21 protein-coding genes are annotated in these 18,731 nt (G+C 46.8%); 19 read left to right on the forward strand and 2 right to left on the reverse strand.

The features are described 5' to 3' along the window. The first annotated feature begins 2 nt into the window (after positions 1 to 2). From Q502_RS03770 to rpsT, 14 genes are all read left to right on the forward strand, one after another. On the forward strand, positions 3 to 854 hold the full coding sequence (locus tag Q502_RS03770; RefSeq protein ID WP_102819368.1) for a deoxyribonuclease IV: 852 nt from the start codon (positions 3 to 5) through the stop codon (positions 852 to 854). A 16-nt stretch (positions 855 to 870) separates the two neighbouring features. After that, positions 871 to 2,454: a CTP synthase gene (locus Q502_RS03775; RefSeq protein WP_102819369.1), complete on the forward strand. Its 1,584-nt coding sequence runs from the start codon at positions 871 to 873 to the stop codon at positions 2,452 to 2,454. After that, positions 2,454 to 3,299: a dihydropteroate synthase gene (gene folP / locus Q502_RS03780; RefSeq protein WP_102819370.1), complete on the forward strand. Its 846-nt coding sequence runs from the start codon at positions 2,454 to 2,456 to the stop codon at positions 3,297 to 3,299. Before Q502_RS03775 ends, folP begins: the two co-directional genes overlap by 1 nt. 1 nt (position 3,300) lies before the next feature. Continuing rightward, on the forward strand, positions 3,301 to 4,629 hold the full coding sequence (locus tag Q502_RS03785) for a carbohydrate ABC transporter permease (RefSeq protein WP_102819371.1): 1,329 nt from the start codon (positions 3,301 to 3,303) through the stop codon (positions 4,627 to 4,629). A 9-nt stretch (positions 4,630 to 4,638) separates the two neighbouring features. Continuing rightward, complete coding sequence (locus Q502_RS03790; protein WP_102819372.1) at positions 4,639 to 7,050, forward strand: carbohydrate ABC transporter permease; 2,412 nt, start codon at positions 4,639 to 4,641, stop codon at positions 7,048 to 7,050. Positions 7,051 to 7,097: 47 nt separating this feature from the next. Further along, positions 7,098 to 7,289 carry a hypothetical protein gene (locus Q502_RS03795; RefSeq protein ID WP_258394188.1) on the forward strand — a complete coding sequence of 64 codons (192 nt, stop codon included), beginning with the start codon at positions 7,098 to 7,100 and terminating at the stop codon, positions 7,287 to 7,289. Further along, positions 7,286 to 8,068 (forward strand): class I SAM-dependent methyltransferase, encoded by a 783-nt coding sequence (locus Q502_RS03800; protein WP_102819374.1) that lies wholly within the window; start codon positions 7,286 to 7,288, stop codon positions 8,066 to 8,068. Before Q502_RS03795 ends, Q502_RS03800 begins: the two co-directional genes overlap by 4 nt. Next, on the forward strand, positions 8,065 to 8,985 hold the full coding sequence (gene miaA, locus Q502_RS03805) for a tRNA (adenosine(37)-N6)-dimethylallyltransferase MiaA (RefSeq protein WP_102819375.1): 921 nt from the start codon (positions 8,065 to 8,067) through the stop codon (positions 8,983 to 8,985). The genes Q502_RS03800 and miaA overlap by 4 nt, the downstream gene beginning before the upstream one ends. Continuing rightward, entirely contained in the window at positions 8,978 to 9,220 is a 243-nt protein-coding gene (gene hfq, locus Q502_RS03810; RefSeq protein WP_099828549.1) for an RNA chaperone Hfq, read from the forward strand. The genes miaA and hfq overlap by 8 nt, the downstream gene beginning before the upstream one ends. Before the next feature lie 67 nt (positions 9,221 to 9,287). After that, the gene (hflX, locus tag Q502_RS03815; RefSeq protein ID WP_258553702.1) at positions 9,288 to 10,475 is read left to right on the forward strand and encodes a GTPase HflX; all 1,188 of its coding nucleotides are present in this window, start codon (positions 9,288 to 9,290) and stop codon (positions 10,473 to 10,475) included. Then, on the forward strand, positions 10,472 to 11,485 hold the full coding sequence (locus Q502_RS03820) for a hypothetical protein (RefSeq protein ID WP_102819377.1): 1,014 nt from the start codon (positions 10,472 to 10,474) through the stop codon (positions 11,483 to 11,485). Before hflX ends, Q502_RS03820 begins: the two co-directional genes overlap by 4 nt. A 6-nt stretch (positions 11,486 to 11,491) precedes the next feature. Further along, the gene (locus tag Q502_RS03825; protein WP_102819378.1) at positions 11,492 to 11,797 is read left to right on the forward strand and encodes a hypothetical protein; all 306 of its coding nucleotides are present in this window, start codon (positions 11,492 to 11,494) and stop codon (positions 11,795 to 11,797) included. Between the two features lie 22 nt (positions 11,798 to 11,819). Next, entirely contained in the window at positions 11,820 to 13,001 is a 1,182-nt protein-coding gene (gene metK, locus Q502_RS03830; RefSeq protein ID WP_099828553.1) for a methionine adenosyltransferase, read from the forward strand. Positions 13,002 to 13,045: 44 nt separating this feature from the next. Continuing rightward, positions 13,046 to 13,324: a 30S ribosomal protein S20 gene (gene rpsT / locus Q502_RS03835; protein ID WP_099828554.1), complete on the forward strand. Its 279-nt coding sequence runs from the start codon at positions 13,046 to 13,048 to the stop codon at positions 13,322 to 13,324. 53 nt (positions 13,325 to 13,377) lie between these two features. Here rpsT and Q502_RS03840 read toward each other — a convergent pair whose 3' ends face one another. Both Q502_RS03840 and Q502_RS03845 read right to left on the reverse strand, forming a co-directional pair. Then, positions 13,378 to 14,517 carry an ABC transporter ATP-binding protein gene (locus tag Q502_RS03840; protein ID WP_102819379.1) on the reverse strand — a complete coding sequence of 380 codons (1,140 nt, stop codon included), beginning with the start codon at positions 14,515 to 14,517 and terminating at the stop codon, positions 13,378 to 13,380. A 12-nt stretch (positions 14,518 to 14,529) separates the two neighbouring features. Then, positions 14,530 to 14,790, reverse strand: coding sequence for a type II toxin-antitoxin system Phd/YefM family antitoxin (locus Q502_RS03845; RefSeq protein WP_102819380.1), 261 nt, complete (start codon positions 14,788 to 14,790; stop codon positions 14,530 to 14,532). A gap of 73 nt (positions 14,791 to 14,863) precedes the next feature. Here Q502_RS03845 and Q502_RS03850 point away from each other — a divergent pair, with 73 nt between their 5' ends. From Q502_RS03850 to Q502_RS03870, 5 genes are read left to right on the forward strand one after another with little or no spacing between them, the layout of a single operon-like run. Next, positions 14,864 to 15,787, forward strand: coding sequence for an RnfABCDGE type electron transport complex subunit D (locus Q502_RS03850; RefSeq protein WP_102819381.1), 924 nt, complete (start codon positions 14,864 to 14,866; stop codon positions 15,785 to 15,787). After that, the gene (locus Q502_RS03855; protein ID WP_102819382.1) at positions 15,784 to 16,404 is read left to right on the forward strand and encodes an FMN-binding protein; all 621 of its coding nucleotides are present in this window, start codon (positions 15,784 to 15,786) and stop codon (positions 16,402 to 16,404) included. The genes Q502_RS03850 and Q502_RS03855 overlap by 4 nt, the downstream gene beginning before the upstream one ends. A 2-nt stretch (positions 16,405 to 16,406) precedes the next feature. Next, complete coding sequence (locus Q502_RS03860) at positions 16,407 to 17,006, forward strand: NADH:ubiquinone reductase (Na(+)-transporting) subunit D (RefSeq protein ID WP_099828559.1); 600 nt, start codon at positions 16,407 to 16,409, stop codon at positions 17,004 to 17,006. A gap of 15 nt (positions 17,007 to 17,021) precedes the next feature. Next, a complete protein-coding gene (locus Q502_RS03865) occupies positions 17,022 to 17,615 on the forward strand; it encodes an NADH:ubiquinone reductase (Na(+)-transporting) subunit E (protein ID WP_099828560.1) in 594 nt (197 codons plus the stop codon). Between the two features lie 13 nt (positions 17,616 to 17,628). Beyond that, the gene (locus Q502_RS03870; RefSeq protein WP_102819383.1) at positions 17,629 to 18,729 is read left to right on the forward strand and encodes an NADH:ubiquinone reductase (Na(+)-transporting) subunit F; all 1,101 of its coding nucleotides are present in this window, start codon (positions 17,629 to 17,631) and stop codon (positions 18,727 to 18,729) included. Positions 18,730 to 18,731 lie beyond the last annotated feature (2 nt).

An 18,731-nucleotide genomic window follows, 5' to 3' on the forward strand; every position in this document is an offset into this window, starting at 1 on the left:
GAATGATAAAGCTTGGAGCACACATGTCCACATCGAAGGGCTTTGACAGAGTCCCAAAAGAAACTGTTTCGATAGGCGGCAACGCCTTCCAGATATTTCCTCACAGTCCCAGAATGTGGAGAGCATCGCTTCCAAAAGAGGAGATGTCGAATGGCTTTAAAGATGAAATGAAAAGGGAATCGCTGGATCCCTTTGATTCTATGGTACATTCGGGTTATCTGATCAACATCGCCTCTCCTAACGAGGAAGTTTGGGGGAAATCAGTTACTTTGCTTTCCCTTGAAATGAAAATAACCGCTTCCCTCGGTCTGAAGTATTTGAACTTCCATCCCGGGAGCCACCTTGGAGATGGTCTCGAGGAGGGAATTGCAAGGATTTTGAAAGGTATAGAGATTGTACTAGGCGAGAACCGGGAAAATGATGTCATGCTGCTGCTCGAGAATGTTGCTGCGAAAGGCAATCATATAGGCAGCAGCTTTGAGGAACTCAAGTCAATTATTGACGGAGCCGTACAGCCAGAGAGAATCGGAATAACGTATGATACTTGTCACGGGTTTGATTCCGGTTTCGAGATAAGAAACAAGGAAGATATCTCGAGACTAATCGACAAGATTGATTCTACGGTGGGCTACGAAAAACTGAAGATGATACATCTTAACGATAGCAAGTTTCCTCTAGGTGCCGGCAAAGACAGACACGAGATGATCGGTAAAGGCCATATCGGAAAAGACGATGGTTTCAGAGAATTTCTTTCCAATGAGAGAATTCAGGAAAAACCTTGGCTTCTGGAGACGCCTGGGGACGATGAGGATCACGCTTCTGAAATTGAGTATATTAAGAGACTACTCGGATAGTGGAGGACTGTAATCGATGAAGAAGAAGTTCGTTGTGGTTACCGGAGGTGTAATAAGCGGAATTGGCAAGGGGATACTCTCTGCCTCCATCGCGCGTGTAATGAAGGAATGTGGGGTAGAGGTTAACACCCTCAAGATCGATCCCTATCTAAATCTTGACGCCGGAACGATGAATCCTAATCAGCATGGTGAAGTCTTCGTCACAGAAGACGGATACGAGGCAGATCTCGATCTTGGACACTACGAGAGATTTCTCGGAAAGAACATGAGAAGAGAAAATAATATGACCGCGGGCCAGGTATTCAAGACAATAATCGATAAAGAGAGAGAGGGAGAATTTCTCGGGGCGACCGTACAGATGGTTCCTCACGTTACAGACGAAATAAAGTCACGAATCAAGAGTGTTCCCGGTGAACTCATAATGATAGAAATCGGTGGTACAGTCGGTGACATTGAAGGTGAGATCTTCCTTGAAGCCGTTCGTGAACTATGGGTCGAAGAAGGTCCTGAGAACTTCCTCTTTATTCATGTAACATATGTTCCTTACCTCAGAGTGACCAACGAATTCAAGACCAAGCCTACTCAACAGTCTGTCCAGCTTCTCAGAAGAATTGGCATTCAACCTCAGATGATCGCTGTCAGGTCCGAAAAGCCTATTGAGGAGAATGAGCTTGGCAAGATCGCTCTCTTCGGTGGAGTTGATCGACAGATGGTCTACAATCTGCCCGACTCCGAAAACGTCTATGATGTTCCTCTTATAGTCTACTCGTACGGGATTCATAGAAAGATTGCCGCCTGGCTCAGTATAAAAATCGAGGAAAGGTTTGATTGGAATTACCCCAGATCATTCCTTCCAGCAAGAATCGCGCTGATCGGAAAATATCTGGGCACCGATGATGCTTACAAGAGCATTTCGGAAAGCATCGCGCTTTGTGGGGTAAGCAAACCCGAAGTTATCGACTCGCAGTGTTTTGAGGACATGACGGAAGAGCAAATAAAATCTGAGCTCAAGAAGTACGACGGGATAATCATCCCCGGCGGTTTCGGAAAGAGGGGAATAGAAGGGAAGATCTCAGTAATAAAGGCCGCCAGAGAAGAAGATACTCCAATTCTTGGAATATGTCTTGGGATGCAGCTTATGGTTATCGAGTTTGCAAGGAACGTCGCCGGATATGAGGGAGCCAATTCTACGGAGTTCGATCCGTCGACCCCTTATCCCGTAATTGACATTATGGAAGAGCAAAAGGAAATCATGAAACTCGGCGGAACCATGAGACTTGGTGCCCAAGAGACTCCTATTGAGCAAAACACGGTCCTTTTTGAAGCATATAACGAACCGTTAGTCTATGAAAGGCACAGGCATAGATACGAAGTCAACCTTGATCGCTTCCCCGAGCTCTTCAGAATGCCCGGAGAAATCGATGTAAAGAAACTCTCAATATCCTCAAAAGCGACTTTCGTGGAGGCCGTCGAGCTTCCCGAAAAGAGTTTTTTTGTCGGGATTCAGTATCATCCCGAGTTCAGATCGAAAGTGGGCAAGCCTAATCCGGTGTTCGAACTCTTCGTCAAGCGAGTCATAGAGAAGCGAAGGAATCAATAGTGATCTTCTGCGGTGGAAGAAAGCTCGATCTCTCCAGCCCCGTTATTATGGGGGTACTCAATGTGACTCCAGATTCTTTCTTCCCGGGCAGCAGGTACCTAGGCGGAGTTACTGCCGTAGAAGCCGCGATAAGGATGCTAGATTGGGGAGCTTCGATAATCGATATAGGTGGAGAGTCTTCAAGGCCGGGCGCGGAGAAGGTAAGTATCGGTGAAGAGATTTCCAGAGTAGTCCCGGTCATAAGGAGGCTGCGCAACAGGAGGCCGGATGCCGTTATTTCTGTTGACACTTACAACAGCGAAACTGCCCGACTCGCACTTTCTGAAGGAGCGGACATAGTAAATGATATTACGGGGCTTAGTTCAGAGGAGATGATCCACGTCATCTCGGAGAACAATGCGGCAGTAATAATTATGCATATGAGAGGAGACCCTGCTACTATGAGCGCGATGACCGATTACCGCGATGTGGTCGGAGAGGTTTCGGCGTGGCTGGTTGAAAGAGCAGACCGCGCAATTAGAGCGGGGATAAGTAGAGAGAGGATAATCCTCGATCCGGGGATAGGTTTTGCCAAGAATGCGGAGCAGAGCATCGAGATACTGAGAAACATCTCTAAGTTCAAGCAACTGGGGTTCCCTCTTCTTGTAGGACATTCAAGAAAAAGTTTCATCTCCAAGATTACGGGGACACAGGTAGAAGAAAGATTGGAAGAGACGCTTTCAATCTCAACTTACCTGTATCTGAAAGGGGTCGAGATAATTCGCATCCATGATGTTCAGGAGCACGGTCGAATCTTTGGTATACTTAAGATACTAAACCCATGCATAGCAAATGGGAGGGAATGATTTGCCTTACGCTAAGCGTTCAAAGAAGTATTGGAAGGAGACTTGGCAAGCGTATCTTTTTCTATTGCCTTCGATAGTGATCTTGAGTGTGTTTGTCTTTTGGCCGATCGGCTTCTCTCTTGTTCTGAGTTTCTTCAAATGGGATTATACTTCAACTACCCGGTACTTCATAGGTCTTGACAACTATAAGGAGCTTTTCAGACTTACATATCCCGTTCAGTTGAGTTTTGTCAACTCGCTGATAAACACGGCAGTATACATCGTTAGTGTTCTTGTGGTGATTCAGATTCTCTATCATCTGTTCGGGCTAATGAGCAAATACGACAAGACAAAGAAAGGCCACTCGCTTTTGTACGGATTGTTCGCTGTTGCGCTAATCGGCTATATCCTGCTGCGCAACTTATCGAGTGATCTTTCCGCTGCAGGACTGTTCGCTGGACTTGGATTGATGGGTTTGGGGCTCTTTGTGCTTCTCCGAAGGAGAGGAAGCATTCAGAGCATTAAGATGAGGACCAGCCAGTGGTCTACGATGATTCTCTTCGTTGCCCTATATTACGTATTGGCCTATGTAGTATTGAAGCAAAGCGCAGACTTTGTTCAGTACTTCACTCTTGCAAAAGAGAGCTCGGACTTTCTGAAATCTATCTACAACACCGTCTATTACGTCTTGCTTGCCGTGCCTACTCAGATAGGTCTTGCTCTGATCATCGCGATGCTCCTCAACAAAAACATTAAGTTTCGTTCTCTGTTCAGAACTGCCTACTTCATACCCTTTGTCACGTCAGTAGTAGCCGTGTCTCTGGTATGGCAGTGGATGTTCAATGACCAGTTCGGGTTACTGAACTATGTTCTCTCGATCTTCAATCTGCCGAGGATCGCCTGGCTTAAGGAAGAAGTGTGGACCATTCCGACTATCGCCATAGTCTCGGTTTGGCAGCACGTTGGCTACACCACTGTAATCTTCCTTGCCGGTCTTCAGAATATAGATAGATCGTATTATGAGGCTGCAGATGTCGATGGAGCAAGCGGCATGCAGAAGTTCAAATTCATCACGTGGCCGCTTCTTTCGGGTACGACGTTCTTCATTATGATAATAACGATGATAGGTGCATTCAAGGTCTTCTCGCAGATTTTCATACTATACCAGGGACTGCCCGGACCTGTTAACAAGAGTGGGTTGACACTTGTCTACTATGTATTTGATGCCTTCTACAATCAGCAGAGAATGGGAGTCGCAAGCGCAGCTGCCTACATACTATTCGTGATAATCCTGATTCTTACTATGGTACAGATGTACGTAGGCAAGAAGCGCGTTCACTATGAGGGTTGAGGTGCGCAGATGACCACATCATCGACTAAGATAATCTCGAAAATCCTTCTCTATGTAGTTATTATTGGGGGAGCATTCCTGATGCTCGTTCCATTTGCATGGATGGTTGCCACGTCGTTCAAAGCTCCCAGCGAGGTTTCTAGCTGGCCGCCAGTTTGGACCACGAAAAATGCAGCAAACTCCTTCACCTTTAAGACTCAGATTAAGCAGAAGAGCACCAGCGCCTCTGTCGATCTTGCGACGCTGAGTCTTAGCGAATTCAGGAACTTCGCGGCGCTGATGGAAGAGTCAGTAAGTTTTGATACCCTTTCCGTTAATTTGAACGATGACCCCATAAGGAGAGGCGAAATAGAGATCCAGCTGCTTGGCAGAGATGGCGCTCCTGCAAACTACGCATCGCAAGTTGATGAACAGCTCTTTGCCGAATTGGTCGACAGATATAACGCGATCAAGGATAACGTACCGGATGCTCATGCAAAGTCATTAAGAGATCTACCGGTAGAAGATGCAGGGAGATTTCTTGACGGATTCTTCAACGCAGCTGTCTATAGTGATGGTGGGTTTGTGAAGAGAGTAGTCCTGGTTAGCTCTCTAAGAGCGCAGTACTCAAGAGCGATCGAAAGGCTATCTCAAAGCGTTGAGACTGCGATGAAGGAACTGCCAATAGATACCGATGCAACCAAAGAGATGAAGGCAAGAATCCGCGAAGAGTCGGCCGTACTCCTTGAAGGGCCTGTTGCTGCTCTTGCAAAGTCAATGGAGTCACTTGAGTCTTACAGAACCGGTACAACAGGAGTTACCGAACTGAGCGAACTAGAAAGGATCGTTGCCGATCTTAGAAGCAGCACAGATGAAATTCGAAAGGCTGTCTCCGAGATTATCACTTTGTCTGAAGAAATCTCTGCTGGAGACGCTCGGATGTCCCTGTCTGTACGCCAGCTGGAGCGTTCATTGGAAAGCATCCCTGATGGGCTGGTGCAATGGTCGGATTTGCTTGACCTTTACTCCGACATAAAAGTCTTTTACAACGAATCTCAGAACGCCAATCTTTCAGGTTCTTCGATTGTGGGTAGAATCAGAACCGATGCTGAGGTCCATGCGTTGCTTTCGCAATTCATAGAGAGTTGGAATGTTGAGCGGGAGCTGAAGGATTATCTGCTTTCCGCAATTAATCCATCCAATGTTCGAAGTGCAGTTACGATCTTTTTGGACTACCTCGACAGGGATTTCAAGAACAGCCTTTCGCAGTACTTCACGAATACTCAAACACCGCTAGAGGTCGTCAACGACGCAATGAACTTCTTGAGGACATCACTACTTGTTGCCGCTAATCCGGAGCTTGACAGGAAGGTCAGAAGCGCAATGGATCAGAACACAACTTATGCTGATCTTGTGGCCCTTTTGAGAGAAGTGGCCTCATCTGCCGGTCAAACGATAGGGGTCGGAGGAATAGTAGCCAACCTTGATAGACAGGCGAACATAAGTGGTCAAGAACCGTTTGCTGATTTCATCAGACGTAGATGGAAAGAGACTTCTATGGTCGGTACTTTCTCGAAGGTACATTCCGACATTTTCAGCGAGCTTGACCTTTCAATCAAGCCGGTCGAGGTTGAGAGGGTCTATTACAGGGGAATAATCTCTCCTTCCGGAGCGAAGTCCTTTGACATAAAGCTTGCGGGAATACACGCAGTCTGGCTTAAAGACGATGTTCCAGCCGGCAAGGCGAATTTCACATTTGCTGAAACGTTCAAGAACTTCTTCCAGAATTACGTTTCGGCTTGGAATGCGGCTCCGTTTGGCAGGTACTACTTCAACACTGTGTTTGTGGCGATGGTTACGACTTTTGTAGAGATAATCTTTGCGGCGATGGCCGCATTCGCCTTTGCGAAGATGGATTTCTTCGGCAAGAATCTGTTGTTCACGCTCTTTTTGGCAACGATGATGGTTCCTGGCGAGGTCCTGTTGGTCCCGAACTATATCACGCTTACGGCGCTCGGTTGGGTGGACTCGTACTATGCTCTAATCGTTCCGTGGGTTGTCTCCGTCTTTGCGATATTCCTTCTGAGGCAGCATTTCATGACGATTCCTAATGAACTCTACGATGCGGCTATGATAGACGGACTCTCAAAGTGGCGTTTTCTCTGGACGATTCTCGTTCCGCTCTCAAAGCCGGCGGTGATTACTGGTGCGCTGCTGAAATTCGTTGGAAGCTGGAATTCTTTCCTCTGGGTTCTTATTGTTACAAAGAGTCCGGAGATTAGAACTTTACCTGTCGGGCTCCAGAATTTCAGTTCGGCTACCGGAAGCGACTATCACCTTTTGATGGCCGCTGCCACTTTCTCGATAATTCCTGTTGTGATTCTCTTCTTGATTACGCAGAAGTACTTTATTGCCGGAATTGCCAGGAGTGGTCTCAAATAAAGAGCAAGAAGGATAAGTCAAGATTCCCGCTCGGGTTGTTCTTGTTCATGGCTCTTCTCTTATCGCTCCTGGCGATAACGAATGTCAACGCTTACCTTAGCTACAAACAGGCTCAAAGAAGACTGGAGAATCTCCAGAAAGAGTATGATGCGCTCGAGAAAGAGATAAGAATTAAGGAATCTGAACTTGATCTGCTTAGAGAGTTGATTCCTGGCATCAACAATGGAGAAAACAGATGAGATTCGTGGTTACGACTTCGTACAAACCGACGAAAGAAGAGGTGTCTTCTGCGAGAGAGCTGGCCGAAGAACTGGGTGTTAAATATGTCTCAAGAAGCCGGCTTAAGCAATTTGAGAGCGAGCATTCGCTCGACTTCTACTATGTTTTCGATAAGAATGGCCAGTTAACCATTAGAAATAGGGAGACGGTTTTCTTCTTTCACCCCGGAATGTCAAAGGTAAGATTCAAGAACATGAGGCTTCAGGACTCCGACTATTTGATCAAGAGCATGGATCTCTCCGGAAGTGAAACTGTGTTGGATACAACGTTCGGTCTCGGAAATGAAGCGCTTCTTATCGCGCACTATCTGCCTGAGGGCAAAGTGATAGGCCTGGAGGCGTCCGAACACATATACAGGATCGTTTCTCACGGTCTTCGCAACTACCCCTATGCAGATGAATGGTTAATAGAGGCTTCGAGAAGGATAGAGCTTCATAATAGAGATTTACGAGACTTTGTGAAAGGCTGTGAAGACAATGCCTACGATATAGTCTATTGTGATCCTATGTTTGACAGCCCGCAGATGAGGTCTCATTCGATTAACCCTCTAAGGCCATTTGCGATGTATGAAAGGATAAATAGATCGGACGTCGATGAAATGATCAGGATTTCATCAAAGAGGTTTATTATAAAAAGCAGAACACGAGACAGCCTCTTCGAAGAGCTCGATCTCGAGTTCGACAGGCTCTGGGGCAGCAAAAAGAGCGGAGTCCTGTACGGGGTTATTGATAAAGAATGATACCAATTCTCCTCGGACCGACCGCTGTGGGAAAGACATCGCTTCTTCTGGATTTGGCTCAGAGACTTCCGATAGAAATTGTATCCGTTGATTCGCGTCAGATCTACCGTTTCATGAATATCGGCACGGCCAAGCCGACCGAGAGTGAACAGGCCGTCCTTAAGCACTGGCTGATCGACATACGTGATCCCGATGAAGACTTTGATGTGATGGAGTTCAGAAACCTTGCTCTGGAAAGTGTTGCGGACATAACTGCTAGAGGGAAGATCCCGATTCTCGCCGGTGGAACTGGCCTTTACGCCGAGGTCCTTATGAAGGGTTTGGTGGACGTCCCTCCTAGAGATGAAACGGTGCGAGAGGCCCTTCTTCAGATAGAATCCGAAAACAAAGGATCGCTGAGGAAGATCCTGGAAAGAGTCGACAAGAATGCCTTTGAAAGATTCCACGAGAACGATCTCAAGAGAACTATAAGGTATCTTGAGGTTTTCTTCAAAACGGGAAGACCGCTAACTGAGTTGCAGAACGAGAGAGATCATAATGGTGACTTTTGTCTTGTTATTCTTGAAAGGGATAGGAGCGAGCTCCATGCCAGAATAGAGAGTCGTCTACATGAGATGATTCGCGCAGGCCTTGCCGATGAGACCGAGAGCCTTCTGTCGAAAGGCTATGGGCCCGAGCTCAACGCATTTAAGACAATAGGTTACGCCGAAATGGTACAATATGTTAGGTGTGGTGTATCCCTTTCGGATACCATCGAGCGGATTCTTGTGAACACAAGAAGATACGCTCGTCGTCAGATTATGTGGTTTAGAAGATATTCAGAAGCTCTGAGAATTGACCTGTCCAGTCTGGAAGGTGAGGCTGCTCGGGTTTTAGAAAATGCGATTCTCTCAGTTTGGGGGGGTAAGAATGGCTGAAAAGTTCAATTTGCAGGATCGTTTCCTGAATCTTCTTAGGGTTAACAGGATCGAAGTGAAGATGTACCTCGAAGGGGGATTCCAGACGAAGGGTTTGGTCAAGTCGTTCGACAATTTCACGGTGCTGCTTGAGGACGGTCAGGAGCAGACTCTGGTCTACAAACATGCAATCAAGATGATGGTTCCCCAGAAGTACGTGAAATTGACGAATACTACTGGCAAGAAGGAGGACTGAAGCGAGCATAGACACTTTACTTGTCGCTGTTTTTTCGTCTGAAGAGCAGAATATCAAGTCAGAAATACTGGGCGAGCTTAACGAGCTCGCCCGGACTGCTGGGTACGAAATCGTTGAGACGGTGGTCCAGAACCTCGATTACCCTGATCCCCGTCACTATCTGGGCAAAGGCAAGGTGGATTTTGCGAGGAGAACACTGGAAGCTTTTGGTGCAGTCCTCATTATCACCCGTCATGAGCTGTCTCCATCTCAGGCAATGAACCTGGAGAAGCTTCTTGGAGTCCCCGTAATGGATAGGACGCAACTTATCCTGAAGATCTTTGGGGACCACGCATCGACCAAGGAAGGGAAACTCGAAGTTGAGATGGCCAGTCTTAAGTATCAGTTGCCGAGGCTGAAAGGCTTCGGAAGGATGCTTTCGCAGACTGGAGCGGGAATAGGAACAAGAGGGCCCGGAGAGAAGAAACTTGAAACGGACAGGCGGCAGGCGCAGGACAGAATCTCTCGGCTTCGCAAAGACATAGAAGAGATGGGCAGGCAGAGAGAGATCTCGAGGAAGAAAAGACTCGTTTCGTCGATCCCACTGGTTTCCTTTGTAGGATATACGAATGTTGGGAAGTCATCGCTGGTATCTGAAATCAGCAGTGAAGACCTTCTTGTAGAGAACAAATTGTTCGCGACTCTTGATACTCGAGTCAGGAGAGCTAGACTACCTGCAGGAATGCAGGTTCTCATTTCAGATACCGTTGGATTCATTAGAGAACTGCCACACGAATTGATGGAGAGTTTCAGATCGACGTTAGATGAAGTCAAATACTCGGATCTCTTGGCTGTAGTTTCCGATGCCTCTGACATGGCAGTCAAAGAGAAATATGAAATCGTCGATCGTACCCTGCGCGATATCGGCGCCGGTGAAATCAAGAGGATCCATGTCTTGAATAAGATCGATCTATGCACGAATGAGAGACTTGCGGAGCTCGGGACGATCTTTCCAGAAGCCGTGATGGTTAGTGCTCTGAAGAGTTACAATATCGAAGGTATATTGAGCGAGATATCAACGCGGCTATACGGTAAGAGAACTCGGAGAAAACTTAGACTTAAACCTACCGAGTTTTCGAGCTTCATGAGGTTCAGGGGTTCGGTCGAAATTCTGTCTGAGAACTACGAAAAGGATCTTATTGAGGTTGAGTATGTGTCCTCCGATGAGATAAATAAAAGGCTCATTTCTTCTATTTGTGAGGAGGGAAGGAAATGAAGAGATTATTGTCGGTCACAGCGGTACTCTTATTTGTAGGTGTGCTGTTTTCTGCGACTTTGCTGTTTCCGCTGAAGAGGGCTCCAGAAGTAACAGGTTACTTTGGCGAGTATCGTGGCAACTCAAGAAATATCAATTATCCCGAGCACTTCCATATGGGAATGGATTACTCCACGGGAAGCATTGTTGGATTAGATCTCCTTTCTCCGGACAACTCGTATGTTCACCAGATATACATAAATCATCCCATATACGGGATCGGTATAGCTCTGATGCTTCCAGAGGTTACGAACATTCTCACAAACGAGAAAGGAATCAATGTCATATTCGCTCACGTTAACGAGATTGGAGACACTTCCTCTCTCACCGGAAGAAAACTCAACGATCTTTATCATCAATTGATCTCCGAGTTTGGAGATCAATATATCGAAGTAACCTTCGACCCGAGAGAGCTTCCGTTTAGAAAAAGCGATGTTGTTGCGAAATCCGGAAACAGTGGGAATGTGCCGCCTCATTTTCATCTTGAAGTAAGAGATTCAACTATGAAGACGATAATCAATCCCGGATTCTATTTTGACACAGGTAATCCGGCATCTGCGGTTGAGATTCTTGACATAAGGGCAGGCGGAAAGACCTATTCTTTCGCACAGGGAAAGCCAACGATCGAAATGACCCCCAGCACCCCTCTGGATCTCCATGCCAAGGTGCAACTGAGGCATCCGGTCAGCCCGAAGACGATCGAGCTTTATGTTGAAAACAATCTCGTGTATCAGATTGACTTCGTTTCTTTCGATTTGGACGAAGCAGACAGGGTCCACGAAATATACTCTTCGCCATCGACAGAGTCTGACTACTGGTTTAACCTTAACTCCAGGATATCTCTCAGTTTGCTTCCGATAAACATCTGGGACGACATAGACTGGACGAATCCAAGAGATGCCAGGGTAGTAGTTCGTGATCACTGGGGCAACGAGGCTTCGAAGGACTTCAGAATAGTCATGAGGAGGTAGTTTCGGATGTTTTTCAAGAAGAAGCCGCGTGACATAAGCAAGAATCCGTTTTACGACAGCGGAAACACAATTGTCGTGCATTTTGAATGCAACAAGTGTGGGGAGAAGTTTAGAAGTCACTTGAGAAAGTACTACGATGTGAGCGTCAATTACGGAAAGGGAAAGGGAGCCTATAGACTGGATAAAGAATTTGTTGGCAGCAAGTGTCAGAACAAGATCCAGATCATTGCCGATTTCAGCAGAGCATTCAGGCCCTTGTCCTTCGAGATAATTGGTGGTAGATTCTTGTCCGAGGAAGAATATGGAGAATAGATTCAGTTTATAGGAGGCAGTCATGAAGACTTGGTTGTTCACCAGTGAAAGCGTTACCGAAGGCCATCCCGACAAAATGGCAGATCAGATTTCAGATTCGATACTCGATGCGATGTTGACTCAGGATGAAGATTCTAGAGTCGCGGTTGAGACTCTTCTGGCAACGGGCGTTGCAGTAGTTGCCGGAGAAGTAAGCACAAAGGCTTACGTAGATATTCCCAGGGTAGTAAGGGATACAATTCTCGATATCGGTTATAACAGGGCAAAGTTCGGCTTTGACGGAGAGACCTGTGCGGTTCTTACAAGTATCGATGAGCAGTCGCCGGATATTGCACTTGGAGTGAATAAGTCCTTTGAGGCGAAAAAGAATGATACAGATAGATATGCGCTTATCGGCGCGGGGGACCAGGGTATGATGTTCGGCTATGCAACGAATGAAACTGCCGAGATGATGCCGTTGCCGATAGTCCTTGCCCACAGGCTGGCCCGTAGGCTCAGCAAAGTGAGAAAGGATCAATCGGTTCGTGGTTTTAGACCTGACGGAAAGACCCAGGTCACAGTTAAGTATCAGGATGGCAAGCCCGTTGGCGTAACTGCGATAGTGGTATCGACCCAGCATGATCCTGACTTGACTGCAGAGGAGATCGAAAGACTCGTAGTTGACAACGTAATTGCTCCTGAAATAGACCACGAGCTACTTCTTGAAGGGGTGGAAATCTTTGTGAACCCGACGGGCAGATTCGTCAGGGGAGGTCCTTCTGCAGATACGGGATTGACTGGCAGGAAGATCATCGTCGATACTTACGGAGGCTGGACACCTCACGGTGGAGGGGCCTTCAGTGGAAAGGATCCTACGAAGGTAGATAGATCGGCTCATTACATGGCGAGATATGCTGCCAAGAATATCGTGGCAGCCGGCCTTGCAGATCGAGTCACTCTTCAGCTTGCCTATGCGATAGGTGTTGCTAAGCCCGTATCCTTCATGATCGATGCCCACGATACAGAGAAGGTCGACCTCGAGAAGCTCAGAAAGGCGGTCCTTAAGGTCTTTGATTTCAGACCTGCGGCAATAATCGATCGTCTCAACCTGAAGCGCCCTATCTACAGACAGACAGCTTCATACGGTCATTTTGGAAGGATCGACGTCGAGCTTCCGTGGGAAGAAACAAACGCCGTCGACCAATTGAAGAAAGCATTAGATTGATGATAGAATTAACGGGTAAATCTCGAAAGGAGGAGAAGTGATAAGTGCCTAATAATGCATCAGCAAAGAAGAGAGTAAAGCAGACGGCTAAGAGAACCGTAATGAACAGGGCCGTCAGGACAAAATTCAGAAATGCTTCCAAGAAGCTGTACAAGGCTATGGAACAGGGCGAAGATCCACAGTCCGTTTCTTCCATGCTTAGCGAAGTATATTCTACTCTCGACAAGGCGGCGAAGTCAGGAACTATTCATAAGAATACGGCTTCACGTAAAAAGGCAAGATTGACCGCCAGAGTCAAGACTTATGTCGAAGCGAGAGGTTAATTGAACCAAAAAATAAGAAAAGGTGGCCTAGGCCACCTTTTTTTTCATGATAACTAAATGTTGACAGGGGTAGCGTCCTGGTGAGTACCGGCGAGGACGTTCTCCTCGGTTTCAGGATCAAACAGGTGCATCATAGACATATCGAAGACCAGATCCATTTTGTCGCCTGCAGACGCTCTGCTCTTCGGATCAACCTTTGCGACGATTTCGTCCCCGTGAATATTGGCGTGGATTAGAGTTTCGCTTCCAAGGGGTTCGACAACATCTACATTGCCCTTCACCGTGAATTCGTCTTTTGGCGCAACCGCGTACATCTTGTCGTAGATGTCTTCCGGTCTTATACCGAAAGTCGTTTCTTTGCCGACAAGGTGCCCGAGCCTCTCGACCTTGTCTTCGGGAACGAGAAGCTTCATGTCTTCCTTTACTACCCAGACTTTTCCTCCTTCAGATACAAGCTTCGCGCTGATGAAGTTCATTGCGGGAGTGCCGATGAATCCAGCAACGAACTTGTTTCTCGGCTCGAAGTAGACTGAATAAGGATCGCCGATCTGCTGAATTATTCCGTCTTTCATAATTACGATCTTGTCGGCCATTGTCATTGCTTCAACCTGGTCATGAGTAACGTAGATAATCGTTGCTTGGAGATTCTGGTGAAGCCTCTTCAGTTCGGCTCTCATCTGTACCCTCAGCTTCGCGTCAAGGTTGGAGAGAGGTTCGTCGAAGAGGAAGACTTTTGGGTTTCTAACAATCGCTCTCCCGACTGCGACCCTCTGTCTCTGACCACCGGAAAGCTGCTTTGGCTTTCTATCCAGCAACTGCTCTATCCCAAGAATACGTGCCGCTTCTGTTACCCTCTTCTCGATCTCCGGCTTTGGAGTCTTTCTCAACTTGAGTCCGAAAGCCATGTTTTCGTAAACAGACATGTGTGGATAAAGCGCGTAGTTCTGAAAGACCATGGCGATGTCTCTATCCTTAGGTTCGACATCGTTAACAACTCTTCCACCGATCTTGATTGTTCCTTCCGTAATCTCCTCAAGGCCCGCGATCATTCTGAGTGTCGTCGTCTTTCCACAGCCTGAGGGACCGAGTAGAACCAGAAACTCCTTGTCCTGTACTTCGAGATTTGCATCGAGAACGGCCTTGACTCCGTTCGGATAAGTCTTTGCTACCTTCTCGAGGATAACTTCTGCCATCTTGCACCTCCGTCAATCATCATCAACCTGAACGATAAGATCCTTTATCTGGACATCCATAGCTTCATCGCCAGCGTCCATTAAGTACAGATCGTAAACCCGTTCGAGAAATCTGCTGAGGAGTACGTACTTGTCGTAGTCCATCATAACTGCCTTTGGAAGCCCGTTTTTTGTTATAATTATATCGGCCTTCTCACAATCGTCAACAACCTTTGAAAAGTGAGCTTTTGCTTCGGCCAGAGAATAAAATGAGAGCTCGTGTAATTTTGACAAGAGAACCACCTCAGGACCATTATACAGTATGACCACAATTATAGTCAAGCTTTTGTTTTCGGAGGTGCCAGAGATGGCGAAAAAGTTCTTCCAGAAACAGCCGATGATGAGAAAGGTTATCTATGCTCTACTTCCAATCTTGGTATTCTCCGTTGGAAATTTCGGCTGGGTAGTCTTCTCCACGGTTCTGCTTTCAGTTCTGGTTTCAGTCCTATGCGAATGGCTCTTTGAAAGGAAAAAGGGAAAATCGGTGAGCGAGGCTTCTATAGTCACCGGTATTTTGATGGGTCTGGTACTTCCTCCTGCAGTACCGTTCTGGATCGTCATAGTTGCCAGTTCTTTTGCAATTGTTTTTGCGAAAATGGCATTCGGGGGCTTTGCCAAAAACCTGTACAATCCGGCTCTTGTTGGCAGAGCCTTTGTCTACGTAAGTTTTCCGACTGCAGTTCAGCAGAGCTGGACGCCGGCCGTCCAGTCATGGGGACAGGGCTTCAGTAGATGGATCAGCTCCGACGTTATTACTATGGCCACCCCTATGAATGTCATCAGGAGCGGAGAAGAAGTTAGCGCATGGAGAATGATCTTCGGGAACATCCCCGGCACTGCGGGAGAGACTGCAAAGTGGCTGATTGCTGCGGCGGCCGTTTACCTGATACTAACCAAGACCGCATCGTGGAAGATCATAGTCTCCACTCTCGTTTCGGCCTTCGCAATGTCGGGAATACTCTTCTTATTCGGACTTTCAAGCATAAACCCGGTCCACTCAATAATCGGGGGTAGCATTCTGTTCGGAGCTGTGTTCATGGCAACTGATCCTATCAGTGCTCCTAAGAAGGATACAGCAAAGTGGATATACGGAGTTATTATCGGGTCTCTAGCCATAGTAATCGGCACATTCTCACTTTTTGGTGCCGGTCTGATGTTTGCGGTGCTTATCGCAAACACATTCGCATCTCTTCTTGACTATCTGGTGACCCCAAAGAAGGTGAAAGCATGAGTGAAAAGCTTTACTCTGTAGTATTCACTTTCATTCTTACAACCGTATTCGTTATCTGTCTTGCAGGAATCAACGCAATTGCTTCAGGCACTATTGAAAGGAACGAACAGCTTGAATTTCGTCGTTCTTTGATCTATGTTTTCAATATTGTAGAGGATGCGCGTTCTCTGCCGAGTGAAGAAGTGCAAAAACTCTATCTGGATAGAATACAGGAGATCGACGGTGAGCAGACCGTCTACGTTGCTGATAATGAAGGAAAGAGAGAAATCGCATTTACAGTTCAAAGCGCAGGTCTATGGGGAACTATAACGGCCCTTGTCGCAGTTGATGAGAGTGGTTCTAGAATAGTTGGGATTGATTTTGTGAACCACTCAGAGACCCCAGGACTGGGCGGGAGAATCGACGAAACAGCTTTCAAGGAACAGTTCAGGGGAGAACGGATATCATCGAGTTCTTCTGCCCGAATCGCCGTAGTGTCTGGACAGGATACTGGTTCGAAAGACGACTCAAAGGTAGATGCGATTACTGGAGCAACAAGGACTTCGGAGTCGATTCAAACTCTGCTTAATAAGGCAATCAACGATGTATTTCCTGCAGTTCTTGAGGCGGTGAATTAGAAATGGCTGAATCAAAGAAGTCGGTTTTTCTTACAAATATCTGGAAAGACAACCCCGTCATTGTTCAGATATTGGGAATCTGCTCGGCTCTGGCTGTAACAAACAACCTCACAAACACTCTAATAATGGGAATCGGCCTTATCTTCACCACCGCTTTCTCCTCGTTTACAATCTCGGCTTTGAGAAGGCATATCCCAAAGAACGTCCGTATGATGGTGCAGGTTCTGATAATAGCCACCTACGTCATAATTCTCGATATTGTCTTGAAGGCCTATCTGCCTTCTATAAGCAAAGCACTTGGTCCTTATGTGGGCCTTATAATAACCAACTGCATTATCATGGGTCGTGCAGAGGCTTTTGCACAGTCGCATGGGCCTGTGCTCTCTTTCATAGATGGAATCTCTGCGGGAATAGGTTATTCGTTGATCCTGCTTGCCGTGGCTTTTGTGAGAGAACTGCTAGGCTTCGGTACTCTGTTCGGATTGAGAGTCATGCCTGAAGGCTTCACTCCATGGGTAATAATGATAATGGCACCCAGTGCCTTCTTCATTTTAGGTGCGATAATCTGGATCGCAAGAACTCCGATCGTGAAGAAGAAGTGAGGGGGGGAGATGTAGATGGGAGTTCCGCTTAATCCTTTTGTGATAATGATCGCTGCAGCTCTTACTAGCAACATGGTTCTGAGCAACTTTCTGGGGATGTGCTCGTTCATTTCGGTATCGAAGGACATAAAGACGGCCAATGGTCTTGGCATGGCGGTAACCTTTGTTCTTACCTTGACATCTGTGCTCAATTACATAGTGTATTACTACATTCTTGTCCCGCTGAATTTAGTCTATCTAAGGTACATAGTGTTCATTATTGTCATTGCCGCATTCGTTCAGTTTCTGGAGATGGTCATAGACAGATTCTCTCCAACACTCTACATGAATCTCGGGATCTTTCTGCCTTTAATTACAGTGAATTGTGCGATCCTTGGGGGCGTACTGTTCATGATTATCAGAGAGTACAGCCTGATTCAGTCGTTATTCTTCGGTTTCGGCTCTGGAGCCGGCTGGTGGCTTGCGATAGTTGCTCTGTCTGCAATGCGAATGAGACTTAGAGAGAAGGACCTGCCTCCTCAGTTGGTGGGCCCGGGAATAACAATGATTATCATCGGCATTATGGCCCTGGCCTTTATGGGTTTCTCGGGCATGCTGCCCGTCCAGTAAGGTGGTGTTTGGTTTGCAGATAATCGTCACGGCTCTGGTCGTTGGAGGGATCTCCGCAGTACTCGCTGCCGTTCTTACAATTGCAGACGCTCTTGTGAACAATTATGGAGAAGTAAGTATCACTATCAACGACTCGAAGAGTCACAAGGTGAAGGGCGGATCTACTCTTCTTTCGACTCTTGCTGGAGAGAAGATCTTCATTCCATCTGCCTGTGGGGGAAAGGGCAGCTGCGGTCTCTGTAAGGTTAAAGTGAAGACGGACGTTGGGCCTATACTTCCCACTGAACTTCCTTATCTTTCGCCTAAGGAGAAGAAGGACAATGTGAGGCTTTCGTGCCAGATCAAAGTTAAGGGTGATATGTCAATCGAGATTCCCGAAGAGTTGTTCAACATTCGCGAATATGTGGCGACAGTCTCTTCTATAGAAGACGTTACTCACGACATCAAGGAAGTATTTTTCAGTATTCAAGATGAGATAAGTTTCAGAGCTGGTCAGTACGTCCAGCTGGTTGTCCCTGCCTATGGGGATATAAGAGAAGAGACCATGAGAGCCTACTCGATGTCCTCCCAGCCGTCCGTGAAGAATGGAGTGGAACTCCTTATAAGACTGGTTCCAAATGGAATTGTTACCACTTACGTCCACAAAATGCTCAAAGTGGGTGACAGGATTAGAATCCTCGGACCATTCGGAGATTTCTTTCTAAGAGATACCGATTCAGATATAATATTCATTGCCGGCGGTTCTGGAATGGCTCCGATCAAGTCAATCTTGTTGGATATGATGGAAAAGGGAGTTGAGAGAAAGGCGTATTATTTCTTTGGAGCAAGAAGTAAGAGCGATCTTTTCTACCTTGAGGAGATGAAGGAAATCGAAAGCAAGATGCCGAATTTTCACTTCATTCCTGCGCTGTCCGATCCGCAGCAGGAAGACAACTGGCAAGGCGAGATAGGTCTCATTACTGATGTTGTCGACAGATATCTTTCCGAACAGGGTGATGATGTTGCAAGAGAAGGGTATCTCTGCGGCAGTCCCGGAATGATAAACGCCTGCATAGATGTTTTGACGAAGCACAAAATCACTGAAGAAAAGATCTACTACGACAAATTTGGATAGTT

It is taken from the genome of Mesotoga sp. Brook.08.YT.4.2.5.2. (assembly GCF_003351125.1).
Taxonomy (GTDB): domain Bacteria; phylum Thermotogota; class Thermotogae; order Petrotogales; family Kosmotogaceae; genus Mesotoga.